The 16,107-nt window shown below is 69.7% G+C and carries 9 protein-coding genes and 2 pseudogenes; 3 read left to right on the top strand and 8 right to left on the bottom strand.

Annotation, left to right across the window (positions count from 1 at the left end):
* Positions 1-77 precede the first annotated feature (77 nt).
* The 6 genes and pseudogenes from D6T64_RS23255 to arsD all read right to left on the bottom strand — a co-directional run bounded on the left by D6T64_RS23255 (position 78) and on the right by arsD (position 9,824).
* Positions 78-287 (bottom strand): multicopper oxidase domain-containing protein, encoded by a 210-nt coding sequence (locus D6T64_RS23255; protein WP_233551309.1) that lies wholly within the window; start codon positions 285-287, stop codon positions 78-80.
* Positions 288-420: 133 nt separating this feature from the next.
* Positions 421-714, bottom strand: a pseudogene (locus D6T64_RS23260) (hypothetical protein); the annotation flags it as partial.
* Positions 715-874: 160 nt separating this feature from the next.
* Positions 875-6,616, bottom strand: coding sequence for a peroxidase family protein (locus D6T64_RS16310; RefSeq protein ID WP_119975747.1), 5,742 nt, complete (start codon positions 6,614-6,616; stop codon positions 875-877).
* A 94-nt stretch (positions 6,617-6,710) separates the two neighbouring features.
* Positions 6,711-7,550 carry a class II glutamine amidotransferase gene (locus D6T64_RS16315; RefSeq protein WP_158594906.1) on the bottom strand — a complete coding sequence of 280 codons (840 nt, stop codon included), beginning with the start codon at positions 7,548-7,550 and terminating at the stop codon, positions 6,711-6,713.
* A 53-nt stretch (positions 7,551-7,603) separates the two neighbouring features.
* The gene (arsA, locus tag D6T64_RS16320) at positions 7,604-9,379 is read right to left on the bottom strand and encodes an arsenical pump-driving ATPase (protein ID WP_119975749.1); all 1,776 of its coding nucleotides are present in this window, start codon (positions 9,377-9,379) and stop codon (positions 7,604-7,606) included.
* A gap of 7 nt (positions 9,380-9,386) precedes the next feature.
* Positions 9,387-9,824 carry an arsenite efflux transporter metallochaperone ArsD gene (gene arsD / locus D6T64_RS16325; protein ID WP_199719196.1) on the bottom strand — a complete coding sequence of 146 codons (438 nt, stop codon included), beginning with the start codon at positions 9,822-9,824 and terminating at the stop codon, positions 9,387-9,389.
* Positions 9,825-9,903: 79 nt separating this feature from the next.
* Here arsD and D6T64_RS16330 point away from each other — a divergent pair, with 79 nt between their 5' ends.
* Positions 9,904-10,326 (top strand): SRPBCC domain-containing protein, encoded by a 423-nt coding sequence (locus tag D6T64_RS16330; protein WP_158594907.1) that lies wholly within the window; start codon positions 9,904-9,906, stop codon positions 10,324-10,326.
* A gap of 23 nt (positions 10,327-10,349) precedes the next feature.
* Here D6T64_RS16330 and D6T64_RS16335 read toward each other — a convergent pair whose 3' ends face one another.
* Entirely contained in the window at positions 10,350-12,521 is a 2,172-nt protein-coding gene (locus tag D6T64_RS16335) for a carbohydrate-binding protein (RefSeq protein WP_147364599.1), read from the bottom strand.
* 140 nt (positions 12,522-12,661) lie between these two features.
* Here D6T64_RS16335 and D6T64_RS16340 point away from each other — a divergent pair, with 140 nt between their 5' ends.
* Together D6T64_RS16340 and D6T64_RS23680 are read left to right on the top strand one after the other, a co-directional pair.
* The gene (locus D6T64_RS16340; protein WP_119975753.1) at positions 12,662-13,894 is read left to right on the top strand and encodes an ArsB/NhaD family transporter; all 1,233 of its coding nucleotides are present in this window, start codon (positions 12,662-12,664) and stop codon (positions 13,892-13,894) included.
* Between the two features lie 41 nt (positions 13,895-13,935).
* A pseudogene (locus D6T64_RS23680) lies at positions 13,936-14,145 on the top strand (PRC-barrel domain-containing protein); the annotation flags it as partial.
* A 387-nt stretch (positions 14,146-14,532) separates the two neighbouring features.
* Here the strand turns inward: D6T64_RS23680 and D6T64_RS16350 are convergent.
* A complete protein-coding gene (locus D6T64_RS16350) occupies positions 14,533-16,092 on the bottom strand; it encodes a carboxyl transferase domain-containing protein (RefSeq protein WP_119975754.1) in 1,560 nt (519 codons plus the stop codon).
* Between the last annotated feature and the right edge of the window lie 15 nt (positions 16,093-16,107).

Here is a 16,107-nt window from a genome sequence, read left to right on the forward strand (position 1 = left end):
CGATCAGCGCCGCGGCCTCGTCCGGCAGGGCGAACACCATCAGAAGCCCGACCGCTCCGGCCCTGCGCGCGGGCACGTCAGGTGCCCAGCGGAAAGCCGGGCAGGTACGTGGGCGGGTACGCGCCGTCCGGCAGCGCGTCGAGATACGCCGGATCCGAGCTGACGGGGTCGTTCACACGCCAGTCGCCGACCGCGAACTGCACCATCATGTCGTGGTCTTCGTGCACCAGGTTGTGGCAGTGGATCATGTGCCGCCCGCCCGCCGAAGCCCCGGTGTCGAACTGCATGAGCGCGGTGATCGACTCGTTCTCGCCGGCGGGCCGGAATCGGCCACGACCTGTGCAGGTGGGTGACGGTGTTGTTGCCGCCGGCGTGCAGCAGCCCGGTGGTCGGCAGTGCGTTGCGGATGCGAATCTCCGTGCGAGTTCCCTGCCGTGAGCGGATGGTCGGGCCTGGGAAGATCCCGTTACAGTCGGCGATCGTCGTCGACAGTCCGGGCACGATCTGGGCCTGCCCGAACTTCTGGGTGAGCGCGTAGCGGGCACAGGGACGGGCCGGGTCACCGTCATCCAGCCCGGTTGCGAAGGGGGCGAGGTCGGGCGGGCGCCGAAACGCGGCGCGGAACGGGACGGGCATATTGGCCGGGGCGAGCAGGCTTCGGGTGGCCAGCGGCACGTCCGCTGTGACGGGAGCGTCTTCGGCACCGTCTTTCATGCCGAGAATTCCGAGGGCGCCGAACGCGCCGAGCTGGAGGACTCCCTGCGTGTGGTCATGATTCCTCCGAGATGATCTGGTGTGCGAGCGGCGCAGCGGTGGTGCGGAGGAGGCCGGCCGGCGACTCGGGCAGAGTCGCCGGCCGGCCCATACTGCCGGGTTAGAGCACGGCGCCCGTGGTGAACACCCAGGTGCGGGTCGCCACCGGGTTGCCGGCCAGGTCGCGCACCCCCGTGTCGCTGCCGGTGATGGTGACCCGGTACTGCGTGTTGGCGACGAGGCTGGCGCTCGGGTTGATCGTCAACACTCGGGTGGCGGCGTTGACGGTGCGTGCCGCGGCAACCACCGTTCCGTCCGACACCCGGGTGATCTGGACATTCGCGGCGTTGGTCCCCGTGATCGCCTCGCTGAACGTGGCGGTCACGTTGGCGTTACGGGCGACGCCGGTGGCGCCGTTCGCGGGCGAGATCGCGGTAATGACGGGGGCCGGGCCCGTGGTGAAGGTGTAGTTCACCGTCGTCAGCAGGTTGCCCGCCGTGTCTCGGATGCCCGTGAGGGTCACCCGGTAGGTGCGGTCGTTCAACAGCGCGGCGGTCGGGTTGAACGTGGCGACGTTGGTGGCGGCGTTGTACGTCACGGCACCGTTGATGCTCGTGGTGCCGAGCCGCAGCACGAACGTCGCACCGGACAACCCGGTGACCGGTTCGCTGAACGTGGCGGTGAGGTTGGCGTTCACGCCGACCGCCGTCGCATCCGCTGCCGGAGTGGTCGCCAGCACGGTCGGGGCGATGAACTCCGTTTGCGGAGTCACCGCCGCCGCCCGAGCCGACGGCGCCCCAGTGCCGACCGCGTTGATCGCGGCGACGTCGAAACGGTACGCGGTGCCGTTGGTGAGCCCGGACACCACCACCGTGGTGACGTTGCCGGTCACAAGCGGGGTGCCCTGCTGCACGTTGCCGATGAAGGTGCGCACCGAGTAACCGGTGATGGGCGACCCGCCGTCCGACGCCGGGGCGGTCCAGTTCACCGTGGCCGAGGCGATGCCGGCAACGGAGACCCCGATGGTGGGCGCTCCCGCCGGGCCGACCGGTGTGGCGACGGCGGACCGTGCCGAAGCCGGGCCGGTGCCGACGGAGTTGATCGCCGCGACATCGAAGGTGTACCCGGTACCGTTCAGCAGCCCGACGATGCCGATGCTCGTCACGTTACCGACCGTCGAGGTGCGCACCGGAACCGTTTCGGAACCAACATAGGTGCGAACCACGTATCCGGTGACGGGCGGCGAGTTCGGAATCGCGACCGGCGGCAGCCAGTTCACGGCGACCTGGGCGTTCCCGGCGACGGGGACTCCGATGATGGCCGGACCCGGAACAACCGGAGCGATCGGCGTGACCGCGTTGGACAGAGCCGAGTAGGCGCTCGTTCCGTTTGCGTTGGTCGCCGAGACCTGGAACCGGTAGGCGGAACCGTTGGCCAGGCCGGGAACGACCAGGCTCGTGGTTCCGGCCGCGGCCGGCCGAAGAGCGCCGACCTGGGTTCCGGCGGCGTTGATGACAACCACCGAGTAGCCGGTGGCGATGCCGGTGACCGGGGCGGTCCAGGTCACCGTCGCCTGGGCGTCACCGGCAACGGCAGTGCCGATGACGGGAGCGCTCGGGGCGACCGTGTCGGAGAACACCAGCCGTTCGATGTTGCGGAGGGTGTCGGTGCCGTCGATGCCGGCGCCGTTGTGCACCACGGTCGTGACCGAACCGGCGGAACCGAGAACGCCGGTGCCTCCGGTCGTCGTGACCGTGTAGTTGGCCCGCACGTCACTGAACGCGGCCGCATCGCTGTTGCCGGCGGTCTGGGCTGCGGTGGGGGTGATGATCTCCCTCACCATCACGAGGTTGCCGGGGTCGATGACTCCAGCGGCCACGTCCTGCGCCAGGGTGCGCGTGTTGCCGGCCTGGTAAGGGCGCTCCATGAGGTCCGTGCTGCCGATTTCGGTGCCGGCACCGTTACGAACGCTGATGCGTACCGTGAGGTAGCGGTCACCGTCGATGACGTCGTTGGCGCCGCGACCCTCGAGGGTGTCGCTCCCCAGGCCGCCGAGGAGGATGTTGCCGTCTCCCCAGACCGGGCCTTCGAGCGGGCACACCCGCATCGGCGACAGCGCCTCGACCGGCGCGAGCGGGGTGCTCGGTGCCGGCAGGAGCGCGTTGAGGCCCGCGATACGGTCGATTCCGGCCTGGTCGAGCACGTCGCATCCGCTGAAGCCCGCACCGCCGACCGTGCTCGGCACCGCGTCGTCACCGCGGATGACGTCGTTGAAAGCGGAGCCCGAGTTGGCCTCCACCTCCTGCCAGCGGTCACGGTTCGTGACCACGGGCAGCAGCACGCCGGCAAGGTTGTTGTTGATCTTCATGTCGTCGTCGGCTGCGACGGTGTCGTACTGGTGCGATACCCAGTCGAACCCGGCGGCAAGCGCGTACCGGTCGATGGTGGCGTTTGACGTCACGATGTCGTCTCCGCCCTCGCCGTCGTAGTCGTTGGCCCCGGACTGGCCGACGAAGACGTCGTTGCCGGGCTTGGTCTGGGCCGGGTCGTCGAAGAACGGCGCCCCGTGATCACCGATGAGCAGGTCGACGCCCGATCCTCCCTGGATCCAGTCGTCACCACCGTCACCGAACACGACGTCGGCGCCGTCACCGGCGTGGGCGAAGTCGTCGCCCTCACCCGCGAAGGTTTCGTTGTCGTTGGCACCGCCCAGGGAGAAGTCCTTGCCTGAACCGGGCATCAGGATGTCGAGGCCGATTCCGGCGTTGATGTAGTCGTTGCCGGGGCCTCCCTTGGGCACGTCGTTGCCGGCCGAGTCGGTGATTCGGTCGTTTCCGTCGCCACCGAGCACGACGTCGTCACCGCCCTGGCCGTCGATCACGTCGTCGCCCTCGTTGCCGAGCACGGTGTCGTTGTCGTTGCCGGCCGCAATGCGGTCGACGCCGGCTGTGCCGTTGTACACCGCCTGGCCGTTGATGCCGGTCGGGTCGACGGAGTTGACGGCGCGGTATTGGATGGTGCCGTCGGGCTTGCGCAGCAGAAGCGCCATCTCGTCACACTCGGAGGCTGCGTCGTCGGCGACCGTCGGTCCGGATGCGGTGTAGCCGGCGGGGGTGCCGGCCAGGTTGCTCATCTGGAACTTGCAGTCGGCGGTGGCGAAGGCATCCGCTTTCAGGGTGTGGGCGTCGGTGTTGCGCATGATCATCTCGGCGAAGGAGTTTCCCTCGAGCTGGGCACGAAGGTTCATTCCGGGCGTGCGGGCCAGGTAGTACAGCCGGTCGCCGTTCTGCAGGTCGGTCATCTGGTTCTCGAACACGTAGTTGAAGGTGCTGCCGAGCAGTCCGCCGAAGAGGTTGGTCTTCTCGGCCAGGCCGCCGACCCACAGGTCGACCTTGTTGAGGCCCGTTTCCTGGTTGGACCACGTGGCGGCGCTGTTCATGAAGTCGAGGGCTTCGACCGTCGGCGAGATGCCGGGGCCGGGGTCGACGATCGCCGTTGCCGCCGCGCGCTTGCCGGCGAGGGTGGTCGCGGCCGTGATCGTCGGGAAGGTGCCGTAGGCAGCCACGAAGTTGGTCAGCGATTCCGGGTGCTTGAGGTTCTGCCCGAAGTCGGCCCAGCTGGTGTACGGGGCCAGTTGGCCGTCGTTGGTGGCGTCACTGATCTGGCGGCGCACCTCGTTCAGCGGCGGAATGCCTTCGGACCGGGCCCGGGTCATGTTGATCGCGGCGAGGTCGAGCGGCAGTCCGAGCAGGTTGTTGCGCAGGGTGTCGGTGACGAACTCATCGAGTTCGTTGCCCACCTGATCGCTCATGCCCATGATGACGCTGCCGGCGGCTTGTTCAGACGTCAGCACACCGGCCGAGCCCCCGTCGGTGTACGACGGCGGGTTGAGGAACCCTTCGAGCAGGGAGATCGAGTTGTCGCTGCCGTCGTTGTTGGTGCGCGAGATCGTCTCCGTCAGCATCGAGTGGCCGAAGCGGTACACGGCGTGGGCGAACTCGCCGGTGATCGCCGGGTTCACCTCGGTGTTGTAGCTGAGGAAGGGCTGGATGGCAGGCTGCACCTTGCGTCCGAACTCTTCGAACACGAGGTGTTGGTACTCCATCTCGGTGACGAAACGAGCGGCCTGGAACAGGCGTTCGCCGTTCCAGCCGTCAGCTCCGGCGGCGAGCTTCCACTCGGCCAGGGCGGCAATGCCCTTGCTGGAGGTGTCGTTGCTCAGCGTGGTCTTGAACTCGACCGCGAGGCGGTCGTGCTCGGAGTGGAAGACCTGGTGAATGGCGGTCAGGCCGATGTTCTCGTTGACGCGGCCATCGCCGGCGGCGAAGTGCAGGTCGAGCATTTCGTTGTCGTATGTTCCCGCGGGCTGCGCCGCGAAGTCAGCGGATGCCGTGGAGTCAGCGTCGGCTACCAGGCCGGCCTTGGGCTCCGCGTTGTGCGCGATGTCGGTGAGGAACGGAGTGTTGAAGTGCAGCGTGTCGGCCGGCACCGGCACGGGGGTGGCCAGGTTGCCCTCGACCAGGCCCGTCGCGGTCACGTACTGCGGAAGCCCGCTGGTCGGACCGGGAATGAACTTGCCGTAGGGGTCGACGGCCATCAGTGGAACGTTGGTCACGTCCTGGTCGGTCAGGGCCAGGCCGAGCAGGTTGCGGGCCTGGGCCTTGACGGTCGCCCAGGTGGACATGCCGCCCTCGGTTGCCGTGCCGGCCGGGCCGCCGAGCAGCTTGCCGGTGGAGACCGGCTTGCCGGCGGTGTTGTTCACATACTCACGCAGGAACACCTGGTGAGACGGGTGCGACGTGTAGGTCTGCGACTGGTCGACAAACGGAGTGTCGGTGTTGGCGGCATCACGCACATCGTCGCTGGTGCCGAGCACACCGTCGGGGCCGGGCTGGTTCTGCGCGCGGGTCAGCACCATGAATGCCTGGTTGGCCGGCACCTCGTCATTCGTGTTCGCAATGCCGTCGGGGCCGACGGTGCGCAGCGGGTCATCCGCGTTGAGGGGCACGAAGACCGTGCCGCCGCCCTTCACGGTCTGGTCGACACCGTGGTCGAAGAACTGTCCGAACAGGGTGAAGAGCGAGTTGTACGGCGGAGACAGGCCCACGTCGGTCGTGACGTTGGGAATGAACAGGGTGCTGCCGGTCGGCGTGCAGCCGGCGGGGATTCCGGCCACGGGCACGGCCGCGAGCGGGTCGGGATCGGTCGTGCACGGAACAACGCCGGTGTTGCCCTGGGTGCGCACCGGCGTTCCGGCCGCGGCGACGGCGGCGGGGTTGGTCGAGGTCTGGTCGACGATGAGGTTGCTGATCGTGCGGGGCTGGCTGTCGAAGACGTTGCCCGACAGGCTCTGGTAGCTGGTGACGGTGGGCGGCCCGAACAGTGGCGGGTTGGCCTCGGCTCCCGCGAAGGTGGGCGTGGTCATCCGACCGAACAGTGCGTCGGCGGCGCCGAAGGTTTCGCGGCCGCTGAGCAGGTTGTTGCAGGAACCGTCGACGGTGCGCAGGCCGTAGGAGGTGAGCGCGTCGGGAATCTGGTTCGGGCCGCTGCCGACGAGGGCGCCGCAGGGGCCGGTGAGCGATGTCGTGTTTTCGACGTGCGTTTCGGCGATCTTGATCTGCTTGAGAATGAAGGCGAGGTCGGCGCTGGTGACGGTGAATCCCTGCCCGACGGGGGCGGCGGCTGCGGCCGTGACCGCCGAGAGGCCGAGCACTCCGCAGAGCACGACGGTCAGCCCGGCGGCGACTGCGCGGGTCGACCGGCGGTATCCGCTGACCTGGCCGCGTGCTTCGCTGGTCCGATTCTGCGGGGTGGCATCCCTCCGATCCCTTGGATCCATGTTTTTGCCCGCGAATGTACTCATGGCGCACCTGCCTCTCGAGAGTGACTGAATGCAGCAAGAGTGCAGTGCGGGCCTTGCGGAAACCTTGCGGTCGCTGGGTGCAGGTGTGGGAGCCCTACACCGGCGAGAGCACGCGGGTTTCGGTGGCGAGCGTGGCGAGATCGACCCGGGTCACGCTCTCGGCGGGCAGCGGCTCCCAGCCGACGATGTCGAGGCCGCTCGAGGCGAAGATCATCGTGCCGTCATCGAGGCGGCGCTGCCGCATCAGGTAGTAGGCCGTGCGGTGGTCCTGCGGAAGGTCCGCCTCCGAGAGCCCGCTCGCGTCGAACAGATCGTGGGGCACCTCGGCGTCGGCGCTCGCGTGCACCGCGATGAGGGCATCGTGGGAGAGGATCAGGGCGTTCATGCTCGCGTCGGGAAACAGCGGGCGCAACTCGGCGACGGTGTCGCAGACGGCGTCGAACAGGGTGTGCCCGGCCGCGATCTTGCTGCGGATCACCGCGAAGTACCGTTCGCTGTCGGTATCGCCGCGCAGGCCCGCGAGAATGCTCGGCTCGACGAAGGCATCGATGGTCTCGGCCGGCATCAGGGATCCGTTGTGGGCGAAGGCGAGGCCGTCGACCAGGAACGGATGCGTGTTCTCGGCGTGGCAGGCCATGCCGTCGGTCGCCATCCGCAGGTGCACGATCTGGGCGCTCGAGAGACGCTCGGCAAGGGCCTGGGTGAGGTCGAGGCTGCCGGCCCCGGTTTCGGGGGAACGCTGCTTATGCACGGTGGTGAGGGCATCCGCCGTCGAGTGCTCACCGGGGGTGTGCTGATCAGCCGCGAGCCAGGCGCTGCCCCAGCCGTCTTTGTGCAGCTGGGTCATGTCCTGAAAAACGGCGCTCTGATTGCCGCTCAGCACCGACCGGGTCGTGACCGGCACTGGCGCCGCGTAGCCGAGCAAGCGGCACATGTCGAACCTTTCGTCTTCCCCGTGGTTCATTCAACTTTAGCGAAGATCGTGCGCTAGCCAAGCTGGCGCAGGGCACGGATGCCCACCGGCGCCTGCCGCTGCAACGGCACGATCGCGAGGCGGGCCGCGTGCACCGCCCGAACCCGCGTGATTTCGGCCAGCTCACCCCGCGCGCGCTCCCGCAGTAACAGTGCGTCAGGATGGGCCGCCGCGATCGAGTTGTTGACGATCCACGCCCACGGCATGATTCCGGCGCGCTGCAGTTCGTCCTGCAGGCCCACGGCCTCGAGCACCGGGGTGGTCTCGGCGAGGGTGACCACGATGACCTTGGTCTGGGCGGGGTCCTGCAGCTTCATCATCGGGGTCGTCAGGGTCAGGCCTGGGGCGAGCTGGCGTTTGACCTCCCGGTCGTAGCTTCCGGTGGCGTCGATGAGCAGCAGGGTGTGCCCGGTCGGGGCGGTGTCCATCACCACGAAACTGTCGCGGGCCTCACGCGTCGCGCGGGAAAAGGCCTGGAAAACAGCGATTTCTTCGGTGCACGGTGAGCGCAGGTCTTCGCGCAGCATGGCCCGGCCGGCCTCGTCGAGGGCAGCGCCGCGGGTGCGCAGCACGTGTTCGGTGTAGCGGGCGATTTCGACGGCCGGGTCGATGCGGGAGACCGTGAGGGTGGGCAGCACGTCGCCGGCCAGGGTCTCGTTCAGGTGCGCCGCCGGGTCGGTCGTGGTCAGGTGCACCGGCAGGCCACGCTCGGCGAGGGCGACCGCGATCGCCGCGGCGAGGGTCGTCTTGCCCACGCCGCCCTTGCCCATCAGCATGATGAGGCCGTGGCCGTCGGCGGCGATCTCGTCGATCAGGGCGCCCAGCGGGGCAGCAGCGAGCGGTGCGGTCTGCTCTCCAACCGGCGTCGCCGCATCGGGGGTGTCCCCGAACAGCCCGCGCAGCGCCGAAACCCCCACCATGTTGCTGTTTTTCAGTGCCACCCGGTCGAGCGTGAGCGGCGCGAGGCTGCCCGGCAGCTGGGCCAGGGCACGCTCCTCGCGCTCGTGGATGGCCGCGGCCAGCGGGTCGCCGTCGACGGCCGCGGCCGGCAGAATGCCGTTCACGACCAGGAACTGGCGTCCGAGACCGATGCCGGCGAGCTCATCGTGGGTGCGGGCCGCCTCGGCGAGGGCGCTGGCCGCCGGGCGCCCCACGAGCACCAGTCGGGTGCGGGCCGGGTCGGCGAGGGCCGCGACGGCGTCGGCGTAGATGCCGCGCTGCTTGTCGAGGCCGGAGAGCGGTCCGAGGCAGGAGGCGTCGCCGGTGCCCTCGGTGAGAAAGTCGGTCCAAGATCCGGGCAGCTGCAGCAGCCGGATCGTGTGCCCGGTCGGCGCGGTATCGAAGATGATGTGATCGTACGCCGCGGCCCAGGCGGCGTCGGTGAGCAGGTCGGTGAACTCATTGAACGAGGCGATCTCGGTCGTGCAGGCGCCCGAGAGCTGCTCCTCGATCGCGGCGACCTCGAGCGCGGGCAACAGGCCGCGCACCGGGCCGACGATGCGTTCGCGGTAGACCCGGGCGGCTTCGGCCGGGTCGATGTCGAGCGCCGACAGGCCCGGCACGGCGGCGATCGGCGTGACGTGTGCGCCCACGGTGACGCCGAAGACCTGGCCGACGTTGGAGGCGGGGTCGGTGCTGACCAGCAAGACGGATGCCCCCTCGTCTGCCAGCCGTACGGCGGTTGCACACGCGATGGACGTTTTCCCTACCCCGCCCTTGCCCGTGAAGAACAGAAACCGCGGCGGATCCCGCAGGAAAGCGGGGGCGGTGGTGACGCTGGTCTGATTCATGAGGTGACTAGCAGCATCCGCCGCCGACGGCGCAGCTGTTCCCGTCGGCCTCGGGGGCGGTCGCCATCATGAGCAGGCGGGGCGAGGCATCCGGTTGCAGGGCGGCGTTCTCGCTGAGCCCGGCCCACTTCGCCAGTTCGTCCCGCGACGGGTACCGCCCGGTGAGGGCGGTGATTCCGTCGACGAGGGTAAGCGGAAGGCCCTCCTGACCGACCGTGTGCACGAAGGCGCGGGCGGTCTCGTTGTCGACGAAGGCGAGCGGTTCCTGGGCGAGGTTGAACCGGGCGGCGGGCGCGCCCTGGGCGCGCAGCCAGTCAAGATCGGCCGACACGGTCACGAGCGCCTGGTCGACGTCGACCCCGCAGATTCCGGTGCCGCAGCACAGCCCCGGTTCAAAAATCTCGATCTGCGCCATGGCTGCCCCTGTTCCGTTGAAGTCCGTCATCCCACTATATCGATAAACATCGATAAAGGCTGGGGATGGGTCGGCGATCGGGGCTCCCTTTCGGGCTAACATGACTGGCATGAAGCGCTTTGCAGCCGACATTCAGATTGACGCCGAACCCGACGCCGTGTGGGCGGTCATCACCGACGCGAGCCGGTACACCGAATGGGATTCCGGGGTCACCCGCGTCGACGGTGAGATTCGCGACGGCGAGAAGATCGTCGTGCGGGCTGCGGTCGGCGGTGACCGCGCGTTCCCGGTGAAGGTCGAGCAGGCCCCCACCCACCGCTCGATGACCTGGACCGGCGGCATGCCGTTCGGCCTGTTTCGCGGCGTGCGCACCTTCACCCTCACCGGGCGAAACGGAGGCACCCATCTCGACCTGCACGAGGAATTCACCGGCCCGCTGCTCGGCCTGATCGGCCGGTCGATGCCCGACCTCGGGCCCTCGTTTCAGCAGTATGTCAGCGGGGTCAAGGCCGAGGCCGAGCGCCCGAAGTAGGCGCCCGGCCCGGGCCTGCTCCGTTAGCGCTGGGTGAGCGTGACGAGCGTGAAGCCACCCGGCGCGATCGTGACCTGGCCCGCCCGGTCATGTCCTTTCGCGCCTGGGCGTTCGGCCACGGCCTGCCCGGCCCGGTCATAACCGCGCTGGGTCAGCACGAATCCGCGCGGCACGGCCACCTTCTGGGTGCGGGTCTCGGTCGTCGCGCTCACGTAGAGCGTCGAGTCGCCGCCCGTTCCCGACACGGCGACGGTCGAGATCTGCGGCTGCAGCAGCAGCGCGTCGACGGATGCCGCACCATCCGTCGTTCCCGTCACCATCGTCGCCCGGCCGGGCAGCGCCCGGTCCAGGCTCAGCGGGGAGAGCGTGCCCGCGGCATCCGTGATGCCCTGCGCGCCGGCGTCGCCGTTGAGGGTACTGCCGAGCTTCTGCCGACCCGAGGTCCACCGGGTACTGCCCGAGGCGGCTTCGCCCTGGTTCACGATCGGGTACACGTTGCGTGCCGTCTCGCTCGCCGGAACGGTGATCGTGAGCGTGTCGCCCGCGTTCAGCGCGACGTACGCGCCGCCCGACCAGTTGGCTTCTCCGGTCCATGCCGATTCGGGCATGACATTCATTCCCGTTCCGGAAATTACCCCGGACTCGGCCTCGACAACGCTCAGCCCGCTCGTGGCCACCGTCGTGTCAATGCCGAGCGCGGCGGCCTTGAGAGTTGGATTTGCGTCAAGGGTCAGCATCGAGAACAGCGCGTGGATCGTCGATTCGGCACCGGAGTTCGGGTTGACCCGGCCATCCCTTTCGATGCCGTCCACGGCGGTGCCCGTCGCCGGGTCGTAGGCGGGTTGCCCGCTGCGGTTCGCGCCGAAGTACCAGCCGGCGGTGATCGCGGCCAGATCGAGCAGGCCGGGCGCATCCGCGGCCTCGGCGGTCTGCACGAGGCCCTGCAGGCGCGAGTCCACCCCGTAGGCGATCTGGGCCTCGCCCGGGGTCGGCGACCAGGCATTGTCGGGCCCGCCGGCGGCGAGCAGTTGCGGGGTGAAGGTGGCCGAGTCGGTCACCGCGGCCGCGAGCAGGTCGGGCCGGTCGAGGGCGACGGATGCGTCCGCCACCGCCGCCGGGGCGAGCCCGCCCCAGGCGTGCCAGAGGGTTTGCGACTTGTTCCACGGCATGATCGCGCCGAACGGCCACTCGCTCACGGAGCCCGCACTCATGCCCGCCACACCTTCGGCGAGCCGGCTGAGGGCGATCCTGGCGAGCTCGTCGCCCGGAGCGACCGCCGTGTAGGCGGCGAGGCCGAGAACGGCCTCGGCGCTGGCATCCGCTCCCCCGGCGATCAGCCAGGCGGGCACCTGGGCGCCATCGGCCACGTCGAACTCGCCGTACTTCGCGAGCGACTGCTCGTTCAGCGAGTCGAGCGAGAGGTGCAGGCGGTCCTGGAGAAAGGCGGCGAAATCCGGGTCGTCGTTCTGGAAGGCGGCAAAGCCTTCACCGAGCGCCCAGACCGTGCGGGCAACCCAGTAGGACTCGGCCGAGTCGCTCGGGTCGGGCAGTTCGATCGGGGTCGCGCTCGGCGTCAGGGTGCCGTCGGCCTGCTGCCAGAGCACCACGTTGCCGGCGTTCGGGCCGCTGTCGGTCTGCAGGTAGGTGAGCGAGCGCAGCGTCTGGAACGCGTTTTCGCGGCTCGACTCATCGCCGGTCTGCTGCCAGTGCCGCAGGTACACCACGGCGGTGCGAGCGATGTCGTCGGCGTTGTACGCGCCCTGGGTCCAGTGCCCGGTAGCCGGGTCGAGGTCGCCGCCGCCGACGCGGGTGTAGACGCCGTCGGTGTGGTCGGCGTAGGTCCACGGGGCGAGAACGTCGGGGTGTTCGGCGAGCCGGTAGGTGGTGTGACCCGGCACCGCCGTCAGCGGCACGGTGTCGAGCAGAAAGTCGAGGTGCGCGAGGTTGGTCAGCGGCGCGGCGGCATCGATCGCGGCGCCCGCGGCGTTTCCGCCAGTATCGAGGCTTCCGGCAGCGGATGCCCCGCCTCCCGGTGCCGGGGCGGCCTGCGCGGCCAGTCCCCCGGTGCCCGCGAGCAGCATGGCCAGTGTGCCGGCGAGGGCGAGGGACGCCAGCCGCCGCCGGGCTCCACGCGGCGCGGCGGCTGGGGATCCGGGCCGCGGGTGGATGGGTGAACGGACAACACTGTGCGTCATGGAAGATCTCCTGGGTCAGGGTGCACGTCGGTGTGCACGCCGGCGCGGGCCCCCACCCTGAACCGGTTCAGCGCTCACTACTAAACCGGTTCAGGTAGAGAAAGTCAAGCAATCGGTGGCCCTCGCAGTACACTCCCGGCATGGTTCTCGGCCTGCTCGGCGCGTTTTTCCTGGTCCTCGGCGGCGCTGCCGTGCTTACCGGCATCCTGCCCCTTCCTGACGTCGTCACGCTCGTCGACCGGGTCGCCCCGATCCTGCTGTTCGTGCTCGCGATGACCGTCATCACCGAACTCTGCAGTGAGGCCGGGGTCTTCCGCGTGCTGGCCCGGCGCCTGCGGCACTGGGGGCGCGGCAGCGGATGGCTGCTCTGGCTGCTGGTCTGCGGCCTCGCGATCGTCACGACCGTGTTTCTCTCGCTCGACACCACGGCCGTACTGCTGACCCCGATCGTCGTCAACGTCGCCCGCCAGGCCGGGCTGCCGCCGCTGCCGTTCGTGCTCAGCACGGTCTGGCTCGCGAACACGGCGAGCCTGCTGCTGCCGATCTCGAATCTCACCAACCTGCTCGCCCAGCACCGGCTCGACGGCCTGTCCCCGCTCGCCTTCGCCGGCCTGATGGCTGCCCCCGCGCTCGTAGCGAGCCTCGTTCCGATGATCGTCGTCGCGGCGCTCTTTCGCGCCCAACTCGGCAAGCGCTACGCCACGGTGCCCGTTCGCCGCATCCTGCCGCCCTCGACCGAGCCGGGCAGTTCGCCCGGCCCGTCCTCGACCGCCACTTCGAGCATCACCGCTCCGGCCGGCCCCGACCGGGTACTGCTCGGGCTCAGCGCGGCCGTGCTCTTCGCGCTGCTCCCCGCGCTGGTGTCGGGCCTGGAAGTCTGGCTGCCGGCATCCGTCGCCGCGGTCGTGCTACTCGCCGCCTTTCTCGTGCGCCGACGAAGCGTCATTCGCTTCGGCCTCGTGCCGTGGTCGCTGCTCGTCTTCGCGAGCGGGCTCTTTCTGATGATGGCGGCGCTGCAGAACCTGGGCCTGCCGCAGCTTGTCGGGGGAGTCGCCGGCACCGGCGACTCCCCCGGTGACCTGCTGCGGCTCGGCGCCTCCGGACTCGTCGGCGCCAATCTCGTCAACAACCTGCCCGCCTATCTCGCCCTGGAACCGATCGTCAACAGCACGACCCGGCTGCTCGCCCTGCTCGTGGGGGTCAACGCGGGGCCGCTCATCGCGCCGTGGGCGTCGCTCGCGACCCTGCTCTGGCACGACCGGCTGCGCGCGATGAATGTGCAGATCAGCTGGCTCGCCTACGCCATCTTCGGCCTGGGCCTCGCCCCGCTCACGGTGGGGCTGAGCATCCTCGCCCTGATTCTCGTCTCCTGACCGGGGGCTTGCGTCTCAGCTCTGGCGGGTGACAATGAACCATGATCACTCTGGCCGGAATCGACGACATCGTCGCCAATGGCGGCATCGTGGTCTCGAGCGACGGCACCCGCCTCGGCTCCGTCGAGCAGGTCTTCCTCGGGGAGGACTCCGGCGACCCCGCCTTCGTGACCGTGCGCACCGGACTCTTCGGCATGGCCGAGTCCTTCGTGCCGCTGAGCGGTGCCCGCATCGACGGATCCCGCATCCTCGTGGCCTACGACCGCACCCGCATCCGTGGTGGCCCACGCATCGACAGCGACCGAGGCTCGCTCCGACGACGAACAGCAGCTATATTCCTATTTCGGCATATTCACGACCACACCCGTCACGACGACGGATGCCCCCACCACCGACACGGCCGCCCCCTCGGTTGGCGCCGCAACAGTGCCCGCCCAGCGCTCACCACCACCAGCACCAGCACCAGCACCAGCACCAACACCGCACGGGCCGCCGCCTCCGCACCTCGTGCGTCACCACATGCCCCACCCACCGCCCGCGCCGCCCAAACCCCCGCCCGCCCACTGAGGTACGGACTTCACACCCTCAACCACGCCACGAAGGCACGAAGTCCGCGCCTCACGGAACGCGCCACCGGCTCAGCCGCGCCCGAGGTCGCGGTACTTCTGCACCCGCTCCGCGAGCAGCTCGTCGATCGGCACCGCGCGCAGGCGGGAGAGTTCGTATTCGATGGCCCGGGACATCCGCTCGCAAAAGGCACGAGCCTCGAGGGCCGCGTCGGGCCGTTCGTCGACGAGGTGGTCGACCAGCCCGTTCGCCCAGAGGGCCGCCCCGTGCACTCCCTGCGCGGCGCTCATCTCCGACGCGAAGTCGACGCTGCGGTGCACGATCGCGCTCGCGCCTTCCGGCGGCAGCGGCGACAGCCAGGCATGCTGCGCGGCGAGGGTGCGGTCGGCGGGCAGCAGCGCGAGCGCCCCGCCGCCGGCGCCCTGACCGAGCAGCACCGACACGCTCGGCGCGCGCAACCCGATCAGGTCGTGCAGCGAGCGGGCGATCTCCCCGGCGAGGCCACCCTCCTCCGCTTCCTGCGAGAGCGCCGCCCCGGCGGTGTCGATCACGGTCAGCAGGGGCAGGTGCAGCTCTTCGGCCAGCCGCATGCCCCGGCGGGCCTCGCGGAGGCTCGCCGGCCCCATCGCGTTGTCCTGCGAGGGCCGGCGCCGATTGTGCCCGAGCACCACGCAGGACTGGGCGCCGAACCGCGCGATCGCGAGCAGCAGCCCCGGGTCCTTCTCGCCCTGCCCGGTGCCGTTCAGCGGCAGGGCGTCACTGGCACCGAAGGCGAGCAGCTGGCGCAGGTCAGGCCGTTTCGGGTTGCGCGAGATCAGCACGGAGTCCCATGCCGAGACCGTCGCCGGCCGCACCGTGAGCGTGGCCGGCTCCGGCACCGGGGCAGCGGATGCCGGCACCAGGATCCCCAGCGCCCGGTGCAGAACCTCGGGCAGCTGCGCGGGCGCGACCACCGCGTCGATCAGCCCCTTGTCGAAGAGATTTTCGGCGACCTGCACCCCGGTCGGAAACGGCCGGCCGTAGAGGGCCTCGAAGACCCGCGGGCCGAGAAAGCCGAGCAGTGCGCCGGGTTCGGCGACGGTCATGTGTCCGAGCGACCCCCACGAGGCCATCACCCCGCCGGTTGTCGGGTGCCGCAGGTACACCAGGTAGGGCAGGCCGGCCTGCCGGTGCGCGCGCACGGCCGCGGTGATGCGCACCATCGTCAGAAACGCGAGGGTGCCCTCCTGCATGCGGGTTCCGCCCGAGGCCGGTCCGGCCAGCAGAGGCAGTCCCTCCCGGGTCGCCCGTTCCACGGCGGCCACGATCCGGTCAGCGGCGGCCTGCCCGATCGACCCGGCGAGAAACGCGAACTCGCTCACGATCACCCCAACCCGCCGACCACGGATGCGGCCTTCGCCGGTCACAACCGCCTCGTCGCATGCGCTGCGGGCCCGGGCGCGCCCGAGGTCTGCGCGGTAGCCCGCGTCGATCGTGGCGTCGTCGGCCGGGTCGGGCACCGGCACGTCCCAGCTCACGAACGACTCCGGGTCGACGGCCACGTCGATGAGTTCGGCGGCACTCAGATGTTGGGCGGCACCAAGGTGCTGCTGTGCTGGCTGCTGCGGGGAAGGGGCTGGAGTCGAGGCCATGCCCCGAGCCTCCCA

Source organism: Cryobacterium melibiosiphilum (assembly GCF_003602235.1).
In the GTDB taxonomy this organism is placed as follows: domain Bacteria; phylum Actinomycetota; class Actinomycetes; order Actinomycetales; family Microbacteriaceae; genus Cryobacterium; species Cryobacterium melibiosiphilum.

Excerpts from the sequence above, each read along its gene's own strand:
- D6T64_RS16340 (WP_119975753.1), top strand. The coding sequence starts at position 12,662 with ATGGTTCTCGGCCTGCTCGGCGCGTTTTTCCTGGTCCTCGGCGGCGCT.
- arsA (WP_119975749.1), bottom strand. The coding sequence starts at position 9,379 with ATGAATCAGACCAGCGTCACCACCGCCCCCGCTTTCCTGCGGGATCCG.
- arsD (WP_199719196.1), bottom strand. The coding sequence starts at position 9,824 with ATGACGGACTTCAACGGAACAGGGGCAGCCATGGCGCAGATCGAGATT.
- D6T64_RS16315 (WP_158594906.1), bottom strand. The coding sequence starts at position 7,550 with ATGTGCCGCTTGCTCGGCTACGCGGCGCCAGTGCCGGTCACGACCCGG.
- D6T64_RS23255 (WP_233551309.1), bottom strand. The coding sequence starts at position 287 with ATGCAGTTCGACACCGGGGCTTCGGCGGGCGGGCGGCACATGATCCAC.
- D6T64_RS16350 (WP_119975754.1), bottom strand. The coding sequence starts at position 16,092 with ATGGCCTCGACTCCAGCCCCTTCCCCGCAGCAGCCAGCACAGCAGCAC.
- D6T64_RS16310 (WP_119975747.1), bottom strand. The coding sequence starts at position 6,616 with ATGAGTACATTCGCGGGCAAAAACATGGATCCAAGGGATCGGAGGGAT.
- D6T64_RS16330 (WP_158594907.1), top strand. The coding sequence starts at position 9,904 with ATGAAGCGCTTTGCAGCCGACATTCAGATTGACGCCGAACCCGACGCC.
- D6T64_RS16335 (WP_147364599.1), bottom strand. The coding sequence starts at position 12,521 with ATGACGCACAGTGTTGTCCGTTCACCCATCCACCCGCGGCCCGGATCC.